The sequence below is a fragment of the Sphingomonas sp. 320_CC genome, assembly GCF_059691795.1.
Genome location: NZ_JCAWAE010000001.1, coordinates 814,027 through 832,965, shown reverse-complemented (window position 1 = coordinate 832,965; position 18,939 = coordinate 814,027). Strand labels below are relative to the sequence as shown.

Genomic DNA, 18,939 nt, shown 5'->3' with positions numbered 1-18,939 from the left:
CCGTCATACGAGCGCGTGCCGCACACGATCCGGTGGCCGGGGACGAAGGAGCGCATCCTTCGTTGGTCAGCCGCGTATCGCGGCGTCGGAGGGAGGCAGGTCCGGCTGCACCAGTCCCATAAACCGCGCAGCCCGACCTTTCATGCGGCCAGCAGTTCGTCCGCCGGTCCGAAGAACTCGTAGTGAAGACGCGACGCCGGAACGCCGGCGAGCAGCAGGCCGCTCACGAAGCTGCGCAGGAACGGCTTCGGGCCACAGAGGTAGACGTCCGAGTCCGCCAGCGGTGCATTCGCGCGAAGCCAATCGATCGAGACGAACCCGTCCTCGTCGTGCGTGGTGCCAGCGACGTCACCTTCGCCCGGATCACTGTAGAACGTGTGGACCCGGATGTTGCCGTGAGTGGACGCCAGATCGCGCACATGGCGGTCCATCGCGTGCGTCGCGCTGCTCGTGGTTCCATGCACATAGTAGGTCCGCAGCGCGGGATGACGGGCGGCGATCTCCTCGACCATGCTGATCATCGGCGTCAGGCCCACTCCCCCCGACAGCAGGATGACCGGCCGCTGCGGCTCGTCCTCCAGGAAGAAGTCCCCCGCCGGAGGGGTTGACTCGACCACGTCGCCGATCTGGATGCGATCGTGTAGGAACAACGATCCACCGTTCCCGCGAGACTCGCGCTTTACCGAGATGCGGTATTGGTCGGTCTGCGGTCCGGACGAGATCGAGTAGTTTCGCTTGAACGCGACCCCCTCCGGATCGTAGCGGATCGTCAGGTATTGGCCCGCCTTGTGGGGAATGACGGATCCGCCGTCCGCCGGCTGCAGAATGAACGACGTAATCAGCGTGCTCTCCTGGATGCGGTCCACCACGACGAAACGCCGCCAACCGGTCCAACCGCCAGGCGTGCCAGAGATTTCCGCGCGAAGCGCGCTCTCGCGGCCCATCAGGATGTCGGCGAGGAACCAGTAGGCTTCGCCCCATGCGGTCACGATCTCATCGGTCGCCGCGGCACCGAGGACCTCCCGGATCGCGCCGAGCAGCGCCGTTGCGACGTGCGGATAGTGCTCCGGCAGGATATGATAGCCGATATGCTTTTGCGCGATGCGCTCGACGACGGGCAGCACGGCACCAAGGTTGTCGATGTTCTGGGCGTAGGCGAGGATGGCCGCCGACAGCGCATGGACCTGCGCCCCGCCCTCCCCCTGGTTGGCGTGGTTGAAGAGCTTGCGGACCGACGCGTCCTCGAACAGCCGCGCATACATCGTCTGCGTGATGTTCGGCCCGTGCTCGATCAGGGCAGGTATGGTCGCCTTTACCAGTGCGACGGTCGTTTCGCTGAGTGCCTTAGTCATCATGCGGTCCTTGGATCTGCGTAGGTCGCGGCAGCTGGCCGCTGGTGGATGTGAACGGTCGGAAGACGGTCTCCGGCGACCCTCGTCGCCGTGGGACGAATCGAAGCGGCGGGCGTGGGTGACGCCATCTCGGCCATGCTCGTGCGCCACATCGACAGCCAACGCCGGAACAGGTCGGGCGTGAGCTGACCGGCGTGGCGGAGGTGCAGCTGCACCGGATAACCGCCGCGGCTCGCGGTGCCGCCGACGAAGGACGACCAGAACTCTTCGAGGTGCGCCTCCCCCGGACGCGCGTCGTACATCTCTTCGGCGAACACCCCGGCCAGCGCCGGGTCGGCTCGAACGCGGTCGTAGAAGCGCTCTACGAGAAGACGCACTGACTCGTCGGTGATGCCTGCGGAATGTGTCGTGCTCATGGGCGAAATCCTCCGATTCCCGAATGCATCAGATAATGATGCATTGCGCATGCATCTTTACGCCCGAGCCGTAGATTAAAACAAGTAGCGAAAATGCATCTAATCGTTAAAAACGTTCGGACGACGGGTTGGGCATGGGAGCGATGGACCGGATGATGCGGATTTCGGACGAAGAAGACGGTACCGGCCGGACCACGGGAACGCGGGTCCCGACGGCCCGCGCAACGGCCTCCGCTCTCGGCTGGGGCGTCGCGACGCGTGGGCGGCCGCCATGCAACTGACGCGCTACACCGACTACGGCATCCGGATCATGCTGCACGTCGGCGCGCACGACGAACTCTCGTCGATAGCTCAGATCGCCGGTGCCTACGGGATATCCAAAAACCACCTCATGAAGGTCGTCCAGCATCTCGGACAGGGCGGATTCCTGGAGACCATCCGCGGCCGGAACGGAGGGCTTCGCCTCGGCCGCCCCGCCGACGAGATTACCCTCGGGCAACTTGTGCGTCGAACGGAACAGGGGTTCGATCTGGTGGACTGCACCAACTGCCTGGTCGCTCCGGCCTGCACCGTGCCGCGGATCCTGGGCGAAGCGACGCAGGCGTTCCTCGGCGTCCTCGACCGCTACACGCTGGCCGACATCCTCTCCCGCAGAGTCGACATGCGCAACCTCTTCGGCAGCGCCTCATCACTCGGCGAGGTCATCGCCGACATCTGAGACGCCGCCGCTGGCAGGACCGGACTTCTCCCGCCCCTATTCCAGATCGACGCCTGTCAGCCTGCTGCTCACGGTCCAAAGCCGTTCGGCGTTCGCCGCATCCGTTCCATAGTCGGCCACGCCAGGCTGACCGATCACCCCCTTCGGCAAGACCGAGGCGACGTCGCCGTTCTCGCAATAAACGCCGCCCATGCCGTCCAGCACGGGGGCGGTGGCGCACCAGACCGAGGTCGCGGCCCCCTGCTCCGGCGTCTTCATATCGCGTCCTGGGTCGATGACCGGACGGCCCTCGCCATCACGTGCGCCGAAGGAGTCGATTTCAGCGCTGGTCAGATGGCGCGCCAGCGGGCCTAAAACCGACCCAGGATGGGCGGAAAAGGCTCGAACGCCGTGCCGCTCACCAAGACGATCCAGCTCTAGCGCGAAGAGTATGTTGGCGGTCTTGGACTGACCATAGGCCGCCCACTTGTCATAGGCCCGGCGGTCGAAGGAGAGGTCGTCGAAGTCCAGATCGGCGATCTGATGGCCACGTGACGATAGCGACACCACTCGCGCGCCGCACGCCCGGCGCAGCGCAGGCCAAAGCCTGCACGTCAGACGGAAGTGCCCAAGGTGGTTCGTGGAGAACTGCGACTCGTTCCCCTGCGTATCCCGCCCGATCGGCGTCGCCATGACGCCCGCGTTGTTGACCAAGATGTCCAACGCTCGACCGGTGGCCAGATACCTGGTGCCGAACGCGTCGACCGACCGGGCGTCCAGCAGGTCGACCTGCTCGATCGTCGCCGAGGGCACCGCCGACAGAGCATACCGCGCGCGCTCCGGGTCGCGGGCGGTGATCACGATCCGGGCGCCGGCCCCCGCCAGAACGCGCGCTGTCTCCAGCCCGAGATTTGAATGGCCACCGGTGACGATCGCAGTCCGGCCGCTCAGGTCGATGTCACGGATAACGTCCTGGGCCGTGCTGAACGCATTGAAACCGGAACCCAGCGGTCGTTGTAGGCTCGTCATGTTCACGTTTCTCCTTGGCGACCAAAATAACGCCAGGATATTGGATTATCTATGCTTGAAAGTCTCGATTTGTATATCAATAATCCGACAATGGCCGATCCGTTGTCCGATGTACTGTCGCTCCTCGATGCTGAAACTTTCGTATCCACCAGCCTCAAGGCCGGGGGCGACTGGTCCCTGCGCGTCGGCGGCCATGAAGGCCTGAAATTTAACGCTGTTTTGTCGGGCACGGCCTGGTTGGCGATCGACGGGCGTGCCGACCCAATCAGGCTCGCAGCGGGCGACTGCTTTCTGCTCGCGCGCGGGCTGCCCTTTACGATGGCGGCCGACCTCGTGATCCCCCCAGTCGACGCGGCAGAAGTCTTCCGCGCCACGCAGGGAGCCGTCGCGACGATGGGCGACGGAGCGGACTTTCACGTGGTCGGTGGAAGGATGACGCTCGACGCCGCGTCGTCGGCGATCCTTGTCGATGCGCTGCCCGACTGCATCCTTCTCCCCGCGGGATCCGAACGTGCTTCCGCGATGCGATGGCTCCTCACCCGTTTCACAGTGGAGGCTGAGGGCACCGATGCCGGGCATAGCGCGAGCGCGGCGAAACTGATGCACCTGATGTTCATCGAACTGATCCGAGCCCACCTGTTACTCTCTGATCAAACACGGGAGGGGTGGCTCCACGCCCTCGCCGATCCAAGGATAGGCAAAGCGCTCCGCCTCATGCACGAGACGCCAGCGCACCCTTGGACCTTGAGCCAGTTGGCCCTTAGCACGGCCATGTCGAGATCGAGCTTCGCGCAACGGTTCCGCGAACGCGTCGGAATGCCTCCGTTGGAGTATCTCGTGCGGTGGCGGATGCGATTGGCGCGTCGTGACATGCTCACGCGACGGCAGTCGATAGCGGAAGTCTCCCAGCGCTACGGATATGCTTCCGAAAGCGCCTTCGGCAACGCTTTCAAGCGCGTGTTCGGCCACTCGCCGCGACGATCGGTGCTAGAGGCGACCCGGCATGAGGGCCGACGGCGACCCGATTGATTGTCGCGCGTCCCAAAGGTGGGATGCTCGGCCGCCCCGCTCGCGACGGCTTCCGACCCTTGCCGGCGGCCACTCCCCACCTGTCGGCCCTGCCGATTACGCGGCCGGTCAATCGGTGACGCCCACGAAGCCCTGAAAATGCATTCCAATGCGCTCACGTCATCGCGGTACCGATGTCAGCCCCCGCCGGTGCGCGATCGAAACCAACGCCATCTTGTACCAAGCTCGACGTCATATGCTCGCTCTTGGTACATTGCGAGCGTCACCTCTCGGTCCTAACAGCCTCTTTTCGCCCATGGTCTAAGGGCGGAAGCGACGTGGGACTTCCAAGCCGCCGCATCAACCGCCGGGGTTAACCCGGCCTCCTCCGCTAGAGAGCAACAATGGCGCACAGTGGCGATGGAACGTTTGATGGCCTTTCGGACCCGACAATACTCCCGGGCATACTGGCCATGGCCGGCTGCTCCGGGCAGGCCCCTGCACGCCAGAGAATGATCGATCTCGCCGTCGATTGCGTCGTCGCGCTCGGTGCCGACGTCACGCTCCTCGATCTGCGGGATCTCGATCTGCCGTCATATACAAACCACGACGACGCCGGCCTCCCCCAAGGGGCCTATGCGTTCCGCCAACTCGTGTGCGCGCACGATGGCTTCCTGATCGGGCTCCCCCACGAAAACGAACCGTCGCTTTCACTTCTTCTGAATGCAATCGCATGGAGCGTCTGTCCCCAATTCGGCACGGGAGCGGCGCAAGCCTACTCCGGCAAGTGCGCGTCGCTGATATCGGGGATCGTCGCAACCGAGCCGGCAAAGCGGAACGTCGCGGTTCTGACCGCGAAGCTGACCGAACTCGGCGTCCTAGTAATGCCGGAATTCATCAAGTCCCCTGAAGCCGGGACGCACGAGCAAGAAACTGCCTTTCATCAAGCCGGCGAGCACAGGATGAGGGAGCAGATGGACATGTTCATCAGCACGATCCGCTGGGCACAAGACCGGTCACGGAAGGGGGCCGCCGAGAACGGCCACAGGGAGACGTAAGTTGTCGCAGGTGGTCGAGACGCCGCTCTCGCTGGAATACCGACGTTGATATCCCGTGATTAACCTCGTATTCGTAACGGAAGGGCGCCTCTTGGACAGAGCCAGCAGGGCTTCGACGCCGGCATCCGCATCATCAGGGCTGTGCCGCAGCACATGATCGCGGTCCCGATTGGTGGTGAGATCAAAATGGTAGTGTTCGGCTCCCTCGCGTACTTCGCGGCCAGGTACGGCCGCAAGTCCCGGTCGATCTGCTGTGTCACCGCTGCGTCCGTGCCCGGATGGCCACCGGTTCCGAATAGCGTTGGGAGTTCGAGCGTCGCGTTGAGGCACTGGACATCGACGTTCCAGGCTCGCTCACGCTCGACGAGATAAGCCTGATTCTGCAGGCCGCCCTCGAAGGCGCTGGCCTCTGCTACGTCAGCGAATGGTCGGCTCGAACCCATATCGCCGCCGGTGAACTCATCCCGGTGCTCGAGGACTGGAGCCCACCCTACCCCGGCCTGTGCCTCTACTATCCGGGACGTCGCCACATACCGGCCGGCCTCCGCGCGTTCATCGACCTCATCCGAGAGCAGAACCGGGAGGCGGACGTCAACCTTCCCCCGACCAACTGATACCGCGCCCCGGATCACCCCGATCGCACTGCGACGCCATCGGCGGCACAGATCGCATCAACTGCGAGATCGATGTCGTCGTCGTCGAGGTACGGAGCCTGCGCGTAGATGATCGAGGGTTCACCGCTGAGGCGCGCCGCCAGATGGCCCAGGCCGAGCAGCTGCTCGGCCCCCTTCACGCCCAGCGCGATCTCCGACGTGCCGACGCTGGCCACCTTCAGGATCAGTCGGTTGCCGAGATTATCCCGCAACTGCATCGGCATGACGTTGGCGTCCGGGCGCTGCGCCGCGAAGATCAGGTGCATGCCGGCGGCGCGGGCCTTCACGCCCAGACGCGACACGTTCGCCGTGACCGCCGTCTTGTACTCCTCGGTCAGCATCCACTCCGCGAACTCGTCGTGGACGAGAAAGACGTACCGGAGCCGCTCGGCCGGACCGACCTTGGTGTTGAAGGCGCGGATGTCGCGGGCGCCATTGGTCCGGAACAGCTCGTATCGACGCTCCATCTCGGCGACGAGCAGCTCCATCACCTCGACCGCCCGGGTCTGATCCACTATGACGCCGCCCTGCAGATGGGGCAACCGCTCGACCGCCGCGTAATCAACACCCATCTTCGGATCGATCAGATAGATGTGGGCGAGATCGCTGGTGTTCGTGGCGGCGATGTCCAGCAGCAGCGCCTGGATCAGCACCGACTTCCCCGATCCCGTCGCACCCGCCACGAGCGTGTGGGGCTCATGCCCCTGCCCGCCCGCGAAGGGACCGCCGAGATTGAGATAGAGGATCTCGCCGTCAAGCTCCTTCAGCCCGAGGACGAACGACATGTTCACGCCGGCCGCATTCCGGTTCAGCGCCCTCCGGCCCCAGACATCCCACAGCGACACCACCTGTCGCTGCGGTCGGGCCACGCCGACGACGATCTCGCCCGGAAGGGGAGATATCGAGATCACCCGCATTCCGTGAGTCGTCAGCAGCGCCGACTGCCTGCCTTCGATGTCCTGCACACTCAGCCGGTCGCTGCCCATGAAGCGGATGAGCGCCGCGTTGGGAGTCAGCCGCGTCCCCAGGACCTTGGCCTGCAGGCTATATCCCATCAATGCCGAGCGCAGCTTCTGCGCCGTCGCCTCGAGCCAGGCCTGCTCATCCGCCGAGTCCTGATGAGCCTCCTGCGCACGCGCCTCGATCAGAGGTCCGATGGCGAGCGTCGAGGCCGCTCCGGCCGTCGTCGTAGAAGTCGGCGAGTGGCTGACCGTCATCTCGACGGCTTCCCCCTGTCCGACGGGAACACCGTCACCGTCCGTGGCCGGTGGCACCTGCGCGACGTCCGGATCAACGTGACCCTCAGTCGGCGGGATGCTGGCCCCACCTCCGACGACGACCGCGGATGACGGTTCGGCCGCCGTCGGGCCGCCAACGGCCGGCGACGGGGCACCTTCTTCGTCCTCGTCCTCGTCATAGTCGTGCACGACGGGAGTAACGGGCACTTCGCGCTCCGGTTCGAGCGTGATCGCCTTCGTCCAATCCACCCGGGGCGCCGGATCGCGATAGGACGGGCGCTCCCAGCTGTCGGTCTCCCCCAAGCCGGATCTGATCGGCTGCAACGGCTTGCCTGCCTCATACGCCTTGATCAACTGGCGGAGACCTTCACGCGTGAAGGTCTCCTGAAGGCCGTCGGTCACGCCCGGAACCGGATCCTGCTCACCCAGACTGCTGCCGTCGGCCGCGGGCCCGGAGATGAAGATGTGGGAGTAGCCACGCAGATCGATCGGAACGGCGCCGCGACGGATTCCGTCACGGACCTGTTCCAGCAACGAGGCCTGGCCGAGAGCCGCGGTCCCGTCCAGGAGAAGGTCCGCGATCCTCGACAGCCACAGGTCGCGATCGAGCCGCCCTGGATCACCGAAAAGCGCGTCGTCGATGCGTGCGACCGTCTGCCGCAGTTGCTGCTGCGACTTGCGGCTGGCCTCCGCCGATCCGGACTGATCGACATACTTCGCCTCGGTGACGATCGCGCGCAGGCGGGGTGCTCCATCCTCACCCTCGACCAGGCACAGCGCGAGGATGTCGGCGATGCCCTCCTCGCGCTGGCCGAGCCACTCGGCGTAGTCATCGAGAAGGAACCAGGCGACCGCGGCCTGAGGGCGCAGCTCCTCCGCGACGAGCGCGCGGCTCAGCACCAGCCCGATCAGCTCGCCGGCCGACACGCCGCGCTTGGCGGCGCGCAGCACGATGTCGCCGGAGATCGAATTCGCGTCCTCGATCATCCGGCGCGCGAGCGCTGAGACGCGCTCGTCATCGAGACCCAGCGAGAGTTCGGTCAGCCGTCTGCGAACGAGCACGTTGAGGATGCGGAGTTCGGAGGTGGAGGACACGACGATGTTGCGCCCGTGCGTCCGTTGCCGCCGGTACCGTATGACGCTGATGCCCTGCGCCGCGAGCTGCCGCTTGTCGAGGAGGTCGTCGTAGGTCGCGACCCATTCGGCCATCTCATGCACCTCGTCGAACATCGCCTTGAGGCCCGAGTCTTGAAAGGAGATCTGCCGCGCCGGGAGGTAGTGTTCGCCCGCGCCGTGCGATTGCCGGCGGATCACGTTCGCGACGGCGTCGACATAGGCCCAGCCGGCGTCCGGCTGCCTCGGGCACGTGAGGTAGACCGTCGCCTTCAGCTCGTCCTCGGCCGTCACCCGACGATAGGACCAGCGCGCCGGCACATGCTCGAGCAGACCGGGATTCGAACCTGCCGCCGGGACCGGGAACCACTGCTCGCGCGCCTGGCGCGACACGACATCGTGAAGGAATGCGACGTCGATCTCGCGGGTGGCGTTCCCCGGACGCACGGTACCGCTGTCGAGCATCACGCCGATGCGGAGCTTGGACATGAAGTTTCGCGAGGTCTCGCTAACGACCACCGCATCCGGATCGCCTTCCGAACGGTCGAGCAACTCGCCATAGACGCGGGAGAGCCGGGTCCGATCGCGATGACGCACCAGGACGTTGCAGTGCACCTCCTCCTGGTCCTGCACCGAACTCAGACCGTTCACCGTCGCGAGCGGCAGGCCGGCCGCGTCGCAGTTGAACAGCATGATGCTGAGGTTCGACCTCTCGTGCGGTTGCAGATCAAGATAGCGTTCGAGCAGCGCCCGTATCTGCTTGGCCGCCTCGGCCGGGTCGACGTCGGTCGTCGCCTCGGACGGATCGCGCACCGGGCGTTCGAGCAGGCTGTAGTCGTTCACCGTCCCGGTGTCGGAAAGGAGCACGGCCTCGCTGCCGTCGTATCCCACCGCGATCTCGGGGTAGAGCGGATGCGCGAGCTCGTCACGGAGATCGGAGAAGAACAGGCGGGAGTCGCCGAAATTCACTTCGACGTCGGAAAGCAGGTATTCGGCGAGGCCGGCGACCGACCGCATCTTGACCGCGGATGCCGCGAGCCGAAGCGGATGCCACGGCGCCACGATCGCCGAGGGTGCGCTACCGGCCACGGGGACGACGCCGAGGCTCAGCACCGGCTCCCACAGGTCCCGGCGGTTGAGATCGCCGGGTGCGTGCGCGGAAAGCGCGTTCAGCAACGTCCCGTAGGTCGCGGCCTGCTCGATGAGGCCAGCCGATGCGTAGCCCGACACCTGGAGCGCGCCGATGGCACCGACGTACGCGGTCTCGAACGCCGTCCAGGCCGAACCGATCGCCGAAACCCCGGCCGGGTCGATGCGACCGCTCTGCGCCGCGGCCTTCAGTGCCTTGGAGAACGCCTTGGCGACGTCCTCGCCGCTCGCCGTGCGCGGCACCAGGGAACCCGCGTCCTGCCCGAAGGCGGGCTGCAGCGTTCCGACGTCGGCGAGCGAAACCGACTGCAAAGCACCCTTGCGGCTGACCGGCAACCGGGCGACGCTGCTCCTGGTCATTGGCCGCTTCAGCAGGCGCGCGAGGTCCTTCGGCAGTTCAAACCCGATGGCGTTCGGCTGCGCGATCCAGATCAGCTGGACCGTCGCACGCTCGGACCCCGAGGTCAGCACCACGTCGAACTTGATCTGGAGCGCGGCCCGCGAGCTCGACTCGTTCCGCCGATACTTCTTCCGCTTCTTGGCCCTGTCGAGCAGCTCCTCATACTCGAACAGGTAGGGCACATCCCACTCGACGGCCGTGCCCATGAGCGCCGGCAGGCCACGATAACGGAGCCCGAACGCCAGGCCGACGTCGGCGTTGATGTCCAGGACCTGGGACCGACTGCGCCGAGCGGCACGGATCGTCAGCGTGCGCTTGCTCGCGAAGTTGATCTGTCCGAACAGGCGTTCGAGCGCGCGCAGTATCCCTTCCAGGAAGTCGTTGCACTCGATCGGCCGGCCGAAGATGAAGCGCTCCCACTTCACGCGGAGCGCCTTGTCCTGGCTCAGGTCGTCGCGGTGGGTTTCAAAGAATTCCCGATCATCATCCCTCGTCTCCTTCAGCGACCTCGACTTCAGGGCCTCGAGGTAGTCGACGTCCTTCGGACTGAGCCGATCGGGCAAGGTGAACTCGAAGAAGGACAGCGTCTCCTGCGGCAGCGTGGTCTTCTTCAGCTTGATGCCGGAGAAGAGCTGAAGGACGCTCTGCCCCTCCCATTCGAACTGCGCGAGCGCGTCGGCTGCGGCGTTCCAGCCGGGCGTCGCGGCGATGAAGGCCTCGATCGCCGGATGGACCTCCGTCGGGATGTCCTCCCTGACGCTCTCGAACTGGCTGCGCAGATCGTCGCTCTCGATGATCTGGCGGTTGGGGCGCTGCTTGGCCAGCAGCGGGCGCCGGTCCGACACCAGCTTTTCGAACAGCCGGCTCCAGCTCCGCGACTTATCGAGATCCTTGTCCCGGATGCCGAGGAAGTAGCCGCTGTCGCGCGGGAGGTGGAGCGCGGGCAGAGCCCAGCCCAACGCGTCGGAGACCGTCGTCGACTCTTCCGCGATGCGCTCGCGCGTGAGCGCCACGTAGTTGGAGATCTGATGAAGGGTCCAGTCGTCGGCGGCGTTTAGACCCTTGAGCGCGGCCCTCCACGCCGAGAGCTGGTTGTCCGGAAGTCCCAACCCGGCCGCCGCCGCTCCGACCCAGGGTTCGGAGTCCTCGGTCAACTGCTTCGCGCCGATCAGAGTCACGTCGCCGAGGGAGGCACCCTGATCGTCGTCGGTGTTGGCCAGGAGAAGCGCAGGCCGGTCACATTCGGCATGCCGGATCGCGACGGTCCTCTCGTCCGTGACGACGTGGTCGGGCAGATCGAACCCGCCGATCAGCGTTCGCGGCAACTGGATCTTGAGCAACGCGTCGGTCTGCGGATCGACGAGCAGCGCGCTCGTAATCGCAGCCACCTGTTCGCCCGTCAGTCGGTCGAGGAGGTAGCGCGCCACACCTTCGCCATCACCGATGGCCGAAAGTCGCTGGCGGATGGATGCGGCGCCGGCGGCGCCAATGAGATCAGATGGTGTCACGCGGCTTGGGCTCGCTGAAAGGGATTTTCGACATAGGCGCAGGAGTCCGACAGCCGCTTCAACAGGCCCAGGCTCGCCAGCCGCTCCTCGAGCCGACGGGCGTTGTCCGAGAAGTCCTCCTGATCGGCGTCACCGCTCGCCACGAAATCGCGGGCCTGCGCATCGCCTATCACGATGCCGTAGCGATCATGGAGCAGTGCGAGGAAGTCCCGGAACTCGAGACGCTTCGAGACCGAGCACACGACGAGCGTCTTCAGCAGACGATCGGTCGGGGCGTAGCGGACCCGGCGGCTCGACCGACGTGAGGAAAGCCCGATCGCACGCGACCACGTCATGTGGATCTTTCCGATGTGCTGCTTGTGCCGACTGAGCGCGCGCGCCGCGAGCTGTTCGATTAGCGCGGCCGGGTCGGGGGCGATGTCGTCGTCATCCGCATCCGGCCATCCGAAGGCCTTTCGCAGAATGTCGCCGGCGTTCAGGACTGGATCGTCGGATGCGGTTGCGGCCTTCCACTCCTCGGTCTCGGCGACTTGCCGGACGAAGCGGTCGACCGCTTGCTGCGGCAGTCCGTTGTTCCGCTGGTACGAATCCGCCGAGAGGTCGCGCACCACCGACTTCCTCGGCGAGACGATCTCGCAGACCAGCCGCACCGGATCCTGATCCAGCACATCACGGGCGCGTTCGAGCTGGTAGAGCATCATGTTCAGCCCCGTCATCGTCACCAGATGCGGTATGGCGTCATATGCGGGGATCGGCAGGCTGAGGATCGCGAGCCAGTCCTCGGCCAGACGGTCGAACAGCGGGTGGGACGCACATGGCAGAAACGCGCCCGCGCGCTCCGACTTAGCCAGCTGCGGCTCTCCCTGGATGGCGCGGGCCATGCGATCGTAGGGTGCCGCGTTCTCGAGGAACCGGCTGACGAGAAGGCCGCGAAGAGCATCCGCATCGCGGCTCCGGCACAGCATCAGGTAGAGGAGCTCGCCGGTGCGGGCGAAGAAGCGGCGGTCGTTCGACACCCCGCCGCGCGGATTGACGTTCGCATCCTCGTAGAGGGCGTTCGGACCGAACGGAAAGACGAACTTCGAACTCCAGCGCTTGTTGCTGGTCCCTTCGATCGCCGACCCCTGGAGGAAACCTATGACGGCCGCGAAGTCCTGGAAGCTCTCGAAGCGATCGCGGAGATAGGTGAAATCCGGCTTGTCGAGACCACCCGCCGTCTCCGTGATCTTTTCGAGCCAGCTCGTCCAGGACGCGTCATCCGCACGATCCTCCGCCAGCACCGTCATGATGTGCGGGTTGTTGAACACGAGGTTGCGCAGGCGAAGCTGCAGCTGCGGACGGTAGGACAGGCTGTTGAGCGCATCCTCGCGAAGCGCGCGCCCCTCCCGGTGCTCCGCGAGCAGCACGGTCATGAACTCCAGGAAGGTCAACCACGGGGTCTGCTCGTCGTACAGACGATGCCCCCAGATCGCCTCGTCGATCCAGAAGTCAGGCCCGCTCCGATCGTCGAAGCTCGTCGGGCGCGGCAGTATCTCGATCGTCATATCCGCACCACGACGCGACGAGCGACCGCTCGACCGTCACCGGCCAGGTCGATGAACCGGAGCATCAGCTCTCCCTCATTGATCTCGTCGTCACCATCCAGCCTGCGCCGGTTTTCCGTCTCCCGGAGCAGCCGCGCCTTGAAGGCGAGGAGGTCCTCGTGACACTCGAGCGAGAAGCTGCTCGGCAGCGCGCCTTCCGCGACGCGGCCGAGGAACTCGAACCGGGTGGGCGAAAGCGACAGGGTCACGGGAGGGATCTCGGCTCCACGCACGAGTTTGACCGACACGCAGAAGCCGCCCGCGCCATCCGTTATGATCGACACCTCCTCGCCGCCCTGCCGAGGGACCGAGATCAGCTCGTCGAGAAGCGGGCTGCGCTTGGATTGCGAGTAGCTGCCCGACGTCGCGAGAACCAGCTCGTCCTGGTTCTGCGCCAGCATGCCCGTGAAGATGCGGTTCAGTCCGCGCACGACCATGGACACGGCCTGTCGCGGCACAGGCTGCTTGTCCGCGACCTTGGCCGCCACGTCGAGGTAGAGACCAGCATACCGGAAGACGGTCAGGTCCCAGAGATCGTACGTGGAGGCCAGTTCGTCGGGCATGGTGAAGAACAGACGCTGCCGCTGCGCGCGGAGGGCGCCGAGGAACGCCCGCCGGTCCGTACCCTCCGCGCCCTCGAGATAGACCCGCTGGGCGCCGACATACGAGGGGGTCGCACCGTAGATCGGATCGGCGAGCACCAGCCGCGCATAGTCGTCCGCATAGGCCGGGTCGTCGGCTCCGTAGACGAGCAGATTGTCGACTCGGTTGCTGGTCTCGGCCCCGATGCCGAACATGTTCAGCTTGCGGAAGAGCTCGGTCTTCTCCGCCTTGCTCGGCCGAAGGTTCTCGCCGAAGATGTTGCGGTAGATGCTCGCGCGGTCCGCCTTTCCGCTCTGGACGATCGCCGGCACCTCGGCGCAGCTCATCAGGCCGTCACGAGCGTCGGGGTGCCCCAGGATGCTGTTGGCGACCAGTGCGAGCAGCTGCCGGACGGGGAAGTGGTTGCCGTTCCGCTCGCTCAGCTCGATGAGAGCGGTGATGCGCCGCCTGAAGGGGTCGTCGGGCCCCTCCCCCGTCAGACGCCGGCGGTTCTCGAAGATCGGACAGATGCCATCGCCCGAATTGGCGGCGCAGCTTCCACATCCCTCCCAGCCATTGTGGGAGGTGACCTCCTCGATGATCTGCATCGCCATCTCCGCGGCCGGCGATCGGCTGAGATCGTCCAGCCCGACGGAGATGCCGCCATCGGGGTTCCTGCCAGTCACCAGCAGTTCCTCGACGACTGCGGTGACGCGCTCGACCTCGGGGCTCGGCGGCGCGGACTTGAGCTTCTCCAGGAGCTGCCCGTGATTGGCGGCTAGAAGGTAGGTCGTGGAGGCCGCGGGATCGGCGACGTCGCGGGCGAAGGCGACGATGATCTCGGCGCTCTCGTCCTCGCGAAGTTCGCTCAGGTCCTTGACGATGACGAGCGTCCGGGCGCCGACCTTGAGCGTCTGCACCTTGTCGCCCGCATTCCATACACCCGCGTCGCCGCCGAGCGCGGTCCAGACTTCCCGGCAATGGTACGTCTTACCGTCGCCCGCAGTGCCGGTGATGATGTGCGAGATCGCATTCTCGCCTTCGAAGTTCGCGACCAGCCTACCAACCAGTGGCGCCGGCAGCGTTATCGGGGCGATCTTGTGACGCTTCAACGCACGCTGGATGGACTCGTCGTACATGTTGTCGTTGGTGGGAATGGGGCCGTAGTTGCGTAGAAAACGTACCCATGCCGACGTTGAAGAATGTGCCGACAAACCGTTCCCCCTTGTGCCTACCCGCACTTGTAAGGGATCATCCTAGGTAGGCAACGTAAACCAACAATGACTCGCTGAGCCCCATATTCCGCTGAACCGAGCTCAATGCGCGGTGCGCGTCTTCCCAATCGTGTTCAAACCCACTGACGACTACGCCCGAGGGTTTCAGCTCGAACGGCATCATCATCGCCAGCTTCACTGAGAGGGGGGACGGGACGGTCCTCAACCTGTTGGGCGCCCCAAGCGCTGTCCCCCCCTCTTGAAGACGTCTGCTTCTCAGGCCGCCAAGCGCAGAAAAGATCGAGTTTGGACCATTTCCTCGGTCTCGAAGAACAAGACCTCGTCCTGCGACAGGCGCACGAGCTGCCGAGGCTTCACGAGAAAGCGCTCGCCCGCGCGAACGAGCCAGAGCGTACGATCGACCGGCCGGCCCGCCTTCGCGAGGAGGGATGCCGTATCGATGACCTCCGCATCGATCGCCAGCAGCTGCCCGTCGACGTCGACGATGTGACGGAACCCGATATCCCAGAATGCCATTTCGCTTCTCCTGCTATCCGAGCTTCGACAATCGCACGCGTGCGTGTCAGAACCGGTCACCCCCATATTCACGCAGCATGCAGAGCGCGTTGACGAGCGACATCTCCTCGACCGTGCGGCACGGCGTCTCCAGCAAGAGCGGACTCGCGAACACCATCGCCGCCGCCTGCGCCCGCGACACGGCCACGTTGATGCGGTTGAGAGAGAAGAGGAACGCGATGTCACGCGGAAGCTCTTCCCCGCTCGAGGTCGTCATGGAGACGAGGCAGATCGGTGCCTCCTGACCCTGGAAGCGATCGACGGTGCCGACGCGGATCGCGGGCGGGAGGTGAGCGCGCAGCGCGTTCACCTGGGCGTTGTACGGGGCCACGACCATGATGTCCCCGTGGCCGACGACGCGCTCGCGGCCGTGGCGGTCGCGGTACGTCGCGCCGATGAGTTCGTCGATGCGGGACGAGATCGCGTCGATCTCCTCGGGGCTGACCTGCGAGCGCCCGAGATGGCTGACGGCGCGCATGCCGGCGCCGACCAGATCGACGCCGGTCGATGAGATGAGCGTCTGCAGGCCCGACGCTTCGTCGCTTCCGAGCCGCCCCTCGTACACCGCGCTCGATATGAACCCGCACACAGTCGGATGCATGCGTCGACTGATCGGGATGAATACGCCGCGATCGGGCGGCACGACGCGGTGCCCATCTATCAGGTACTCCAGACACGACCGGCCGCTGTCACCGGGGTGGCTGCCCTGCAGCGGTTGCGGCAGCTGCATCGGATCGCCCACCAGGACGATGTTGTTCGCGCACCGCGCCATGGCCAGGATGTTGGCGATCGAGACCTGCCCCGCCTCGTCGACGAACAGATAGTCGAAGGTAGGCGCGGCGTACCGCGCGAAGTGCCAAGCGGTGGCGCCGACGACATGGGCGGACGCTATCTCGGGCGCGTCGTTGTCGCTGACGAAGACGATCCCGGAGTGGGCGTCGTCGTCACCGTCCTCCGACGCCTTCTGGACCACGCGGCAGTTGACCCCGTCCGTCCGTGCGCGGTCAGCCACCGCCTTCAGGAGGTTGCCGATGGCCTTGTGGCTGTTCGAGGATACGGCGACGCGCTTGCCCGCCCGCACCAGGTCGACGATCGAGAGCGCGCTCACATACGTCTTCCCCGTCCCGGGCGGCCCCTGCATCGCCAGAGTCGTGCCCGCCATCGCGGCGATCGCGCGGCTCGTCTCGCTCGGCAGATCCCCGTCCGCGGCAATTATGCCGTCCGGACGCGTGCCATCGAAGAAGACCGGCGACGAGCGGGACAGGAGATGCTCCACCGCCGGAAGCCGTCCAGAGCCGGCGATGATCTCATCGGTCACGGCCGCCACCGCGTCCTTCAGGATCGTGTTGCGCAGCGGGCGTGGCGGAAGGAGGTCGAGACGATCGGGCAACGGCCCCTTCGCCGTCGAGCGGCGCAGCACTAGAGTGCATGCGTCGTTGTCGATCGACCTCAGATTCACGTCCTCCGGCATCGCCGCAGGTTTCACGCAAGGCATCTTGCCGGCGCGGAGCTTCGTCTCCTGCTGCGGGAACCGGTACGTCCGTTCGAACGACTGCCGGGTCACCTGCACGGGCGGGCCAACGGCCTCCAGCCCCTGGATGCATTCCAGATCGTCGAGAAGCTCCTCGCTCTCCTGGGCCAGCCGGTCGAAGATCGCCCACCAGGTCGGCTTGTCCTCGCGCTTGTGGAACTGCCCGAGGTCCAGCAGCAGATCGGCGACGCGGTCGCCGAGCCTTTCGCGAACGGGCTGGAGCCGGCCGCGCAGCACCTCGACTTCCTCGTTCTCGGCGGCCACGTTGGACAGCGCACCGGCATCGGGGACATCGCCGAGGACCGGCCAGGGCATCGCCGCGGGCCTCGCATCGCGGATCAGCCAGTCGCGCAGCAGCTGCGTCGAGACGCAGTCGGTGCGGTTGTAGTCGTATATGTCGTCGAGCAGCTTCTGGTCACCGGTCTGACGCCATTCCTCGTAGAAGACGACGCTCGCACCGGCCGTCGCGACGTCCGCGGCGCGCTTCTCCATGTAGAAGGCCTCCAGATCCTTGATGGAGTAGCCCTTCTCCGAAGCGATCATCGCGCCCGCCACGACCTTGAAAAGGTCGACGAAGCGGCGCTCGCGCTGAAGCTGATCCATCGCCGCCTCGCCGGTCCGATGTTCGGCGGTCAACCGCCGGAGAGCGGCGATCTCATAGTTGGCATAATGATAGATGCGGGCCGACGGATGCCGGCTCATGTGCTCCACGAAGAACGCCAGAAGATCGGCGACGGCGCGTCCCTCCTCCTCGCGCGTATGCGCCCAGAACGCCCGGAAGACCCATTCGCCGGCCTCGCGGTACCAGAGGCCATGCAGATACTCGAGGCCGTCAGGATAATAGGGATCGCCCTCGATGTCGTAGAAGATGTCACCGTCGTCGGGGGCCGGCAGGATGCCGAAGCCCTTACCCGGCTCGGCGTCGCGAAGCTCGAACGAGGGTGGTGATCCCGCCCGTCGGGCGGTCTGCAGCCGTGCCTGGGTCACTAGCCTGCGCTGGGTCTCGATTGCCATCTTGGGCACCCGCTGTTCGCGGACCGCTAGGGCGCCCATCGTCACCACGCCCGCGGCCTCCAGCTTCTGCCGCTGAGACCGGCTTATGCCCGCGACGAGCGAGAGACTGTTCTCCCGGTCCCAGCGCTCGGCACAGGCCTCGCTCCAACGGCACAGCGTGCATGCCGAGACCGGTTCCGGTCGGGTCTCCGGACGGGCCGCGAGGAACTCGTGCATCATGCGCCGCGCATACCGCGCATAGGCGGAAACCTCCGCCAACCTGACCGTGAACCGTTCGCCGCTTCCCAGTTCGAGATGCGCCGCCTCGGGCGCGACGCCCTGCACCGTCGCGAGAAGGTCGCTGTACAGACAGAGCTGGAGGACGTGCTTGGGGTCGGGCTTCCGCTTCAGCTTGGTGTCGGCGACCTCGTACGACCAGGCCCCCAATGCAGAGGGCCGTTCGACCCGTTCGAGGAAGTCGGTGTAGCCGCCCCAGGCCCCTTCGAGCAGCGCGCCCTGGAAGATCACGTCGGGCCCTTCGGCCATCGCCGCATGGGTGAGCCGCACCGACTCCTCGAGCGGAATGCCGTCCTTGGGAATCTCCACGACGCTGCGTCCCTCGGCCTTCAGGCGCGCCAGGAACGCGAGTTCGTGCTCGTCGCCCTGTCGTTGCAGCAGCTCCGCCTCCGCGCCGTCCCGGCGCGGCCGGAGATCCCCGATCTCCATGAGCCGCAGGTCCAGCGTCGTCGCATGCCGACAGCCCTTGAACCGCATCAGGTCGGACGCGGAGAGCCTCAGGACGTCGTTGATCATACGCATGCGCAATCCCCTTTCCTCTG

The 18,939-nt window shown here is 65.7% G+C and carries 12 protein-coding genes; 4 read left to right on the top strand and 8 right to left on the bottom strand.

Going from position 1 to position 18,939, the window contains the following annotated elements; translation table 11 throughout:
• Window positions 1–140: 140 nt before the first annotated feature.
• Together hmpA and AC59GX_RS03780 are read right to left on the bottom strand one after the other, a co-directional pair.
• Complete coding sequence (gene hmpA / locus AC59GX_RS03785; RefSeq protein ID WP_497300862.1) at window positions 141–1,352, bottom strand: NO-inducible flavohemoprotein; 1,212 nt, start codon at window positions 1,350–1,352, stop codon at window positions 141–143.
• On the bottom strand, window positions 1,352–1,768 hold the full coding sequence (locus AC59GX_RS03780; RefSeq protein ID WP_497300861.1) for a group III truncated hemoglobin: 417 nt from the start codon (window positions 1,766–1,768) through the stop codon (window positions 1,352–1,354). The genes hmpA and AC59GX_RS03780 overlap by 1 nt, the downstream gene beginning before the upstream one ends.
• A gap of 271 nt (window positions 1,769–2,039) precedes the next feature.
• Between AC59GX_RS03780 and AC59GX_RS03775 the strand changes: the two genes are divergently transcribed.
• Complete coding sequence (locus AC59GX_RS03775) at window positions 2,040–2,486, top strand: Rrf2 family transcriptional regulator (RefSeq protein ID WP_497300859.1); 447 nt, start codon at window positions 2,040–2,042, stop codon at window positions 2,484–2,486.
• A 36-nt stretch (window positions 2,487–2,522) separates the two neighbouring features.
• Here the strand turns inward: AC59GX_RS03775 and AC59GX_RS03770 are convergent, their stop codons facing one another.
• The gene (locus AC59GX_RS03770; protein WP_497301330.1) at window positions 2,523–3,494 is read right to left on the bottom strand and encodes an SDR family NAD(P)-dependent oxidoreductase; all 972 of its coding nucleotides are present in this window, start codon (window positions 3,492–3,494) and stop codon (window positions 2,523–2,525) included.
• A gap of 51 nt (window positions 3,495–3,545) precedes the next feature.
• Between AC59GX_RS03770 and AC59GX_RS03765 the strand changes: the two genes are divergently transcribed.
• The 3 genes from AC59GX_RS03765 to AC59GX_RS03755 all read left to right on the top strand — a co-directional run bounded on the left by AC59GX_RS03765 (window position 3,546) and on the right by AC59GX_RS03755 (window position 6,174).
• Window positions 3,546–4,523, top strand: coding sequence for an AraC family transcriptional regulator (locus tag AC59GX_RS03765; protein WP_497300857.1), 978 nt, complete (start codon window positions 3,546–3,548; stop codon window positions 4,521–4,523).
• A 491-nt stretch (window positions 4,524–5,014) separates the two neighbouring features.
• Entirely contained in the window at window positions 5,015–5,560 is a 546-nt protein-coding gene (locus tag AC59GX_RS03760) for an NAD(P)H-dependent oxidoreductase (protein ID WP_497300855.1), read from the top strand.
• Between the two features lie 329 nt (window positions 5,561–5,889).
• A complete protein-coding gene (locus AC59GX_RS03755) occupies window positions 5,890–6,174 on the top strand; it encodes a LysR substrate-binding domain-containing protein (RefSeq protein ID WP_497301328.1) in 285 nt (94 codons plus the stop codon).
• A gap of 14 nt (window positions 6,175–6,188) precedes the next feature.
• On the opposite strand, the gene AC59GX_RS03750 is transcribed toward AC59GX_RS03755, so the two are convergent.
• From AC59GX_RS03750 to AC59GX_RS03730, 5 genes are all read right to left on the bottom strand, one after another.
• Complete coding sequence (locus AC59GX_RS03750) at window positions 6,189–11,453, bottom strand: FtsK/SpoIIIE domain-containing protein (RefSeq protein WP_497300853.1); 5,265 nt, start codon at window positions 11,451–11,453, stop codon at window positions 6,189–6,191.
• A 164-nt stretch (window positions 11,454–11,617) separates the two neighbouring features.
• Window positions 11,618–13,165 (bottom strand): methylation-associated defense system protein MAD7 family protein, encoded by a 1,548-nt coding sequence (locus AC59GX_RS03745; RefSeq protein WP_497300851.1) that lies wholly within the window; start codon window positions 13,163–13,165, stop codon window positions 11,618–11,620.
• Window positions 13,162–14,925 carry a Rieske (2Fe-2S) protein gene (locus tag AC59GX_RS03740; protein ID WP_497300850.1) on the bottom strand — a complete coding sequence of 588 codons (1,764 nt, stop codon included), beginning with the start codon at window positions 14,923–14,925 and terminating at the stop codon, window positions 13,162–13,164. Before AC59GX_RS03740 ends, AC59GX_RS03745 begins: the two co-directional genes overlap by 4 nt.
• 351 nt (window positions 14,926–15,276) lie before the next feature.
• Window positions 15,277–15,537, bottom strand: a complete 261-nt coding sequence (locus AC59GX_RS03735) for a hypothetical protein (RefSeq protein ID WP_133032544.1) — start codon at window positions 15,535–15,537, stop codon at window positions 15,277–15,279.
• Window positions 15,538–15,583: 46 nt separating this feature from the next.
• Entirely contained in the window at window positions 15,584–18,919 is a 3,336-nt protein-coding gene (locus AC59GX_RS03730; protein WP_497300849.1) for a TM0106 family RecB-like putative nuclease, read from the bottom strand.
• Window positions 18,920–18,939: the final 20 nt, after the last annotated feature.

Coding starts and splice junctions, on each gene's coding strand:
- hmpA (WP_497300862.1), bottom strand. CDS start 1,352: ATGACTAAGGCACTCAGCGAAACGACCGTCGCACTGGTAAAGGCGACC.
- AC59GX_RS03780 (WP_497300861.1), bottom strand. CDS start 1,768: ATGAGCACGACACATTCCGCAGGCATCACCGACGAGTCAGTGCGTCTT.
- AC59GX_RS03775 (WP_497300859.1), top strand. CDS start 2,040: ATGCAACTGACGCGCTACACCGACTACGGCATCCGGATCATGCTGCAC.
- AC59GX_RS03770 (WP_497301330.1), bottom strand. CDS start 3,494: ATGACGAGCCTACAACGACCGCTGGGTTCCGGTTTCAATGCGTTCAGC.
- AC59GX_RS03765 (WP_497300857.1), top strand. CDS start 3,546: ATGCTTGAAAGTCTCGATTTGTATATCAATAATCCGACAATGGCCGAT.
- AC59GX_RS03760 (WP_497300855.1), top strand. CDS start 5,015: ATGATCGATCTCGCCGTCGATTGCGTCGTCGCGCTCGGTGCCGACGTC.
- AC59GX_RS03745 (WP_497300851.1), bottom strand. CDS start 13,165: ATGACGATCGAGATACTGCCGCGCCCGACGAGCTTCGACGATCGGAGC.
- AC59GX_RS03740 (WP_497300850.1), bottom strand. CDS start 14,925: ATGTACGACGAGTCCATCCAGCGTGCGTTGAAGCGTCACAAGATCGCC.
- AC59GX_RS03735 (WP_133032544.1), bottom strand. CDS start 15,537: ATGGCATTCTGGGATATCGGGTTCCGTCACATCGTCGACGTCGACGGG.
- AC59GX_RS03730 (WP_497300849.1), bottom strand. CDS start 18,919: ATGCGTATGATCAACGACGTCCTGAGGCTCTCCGCGTCCGACCTGATG.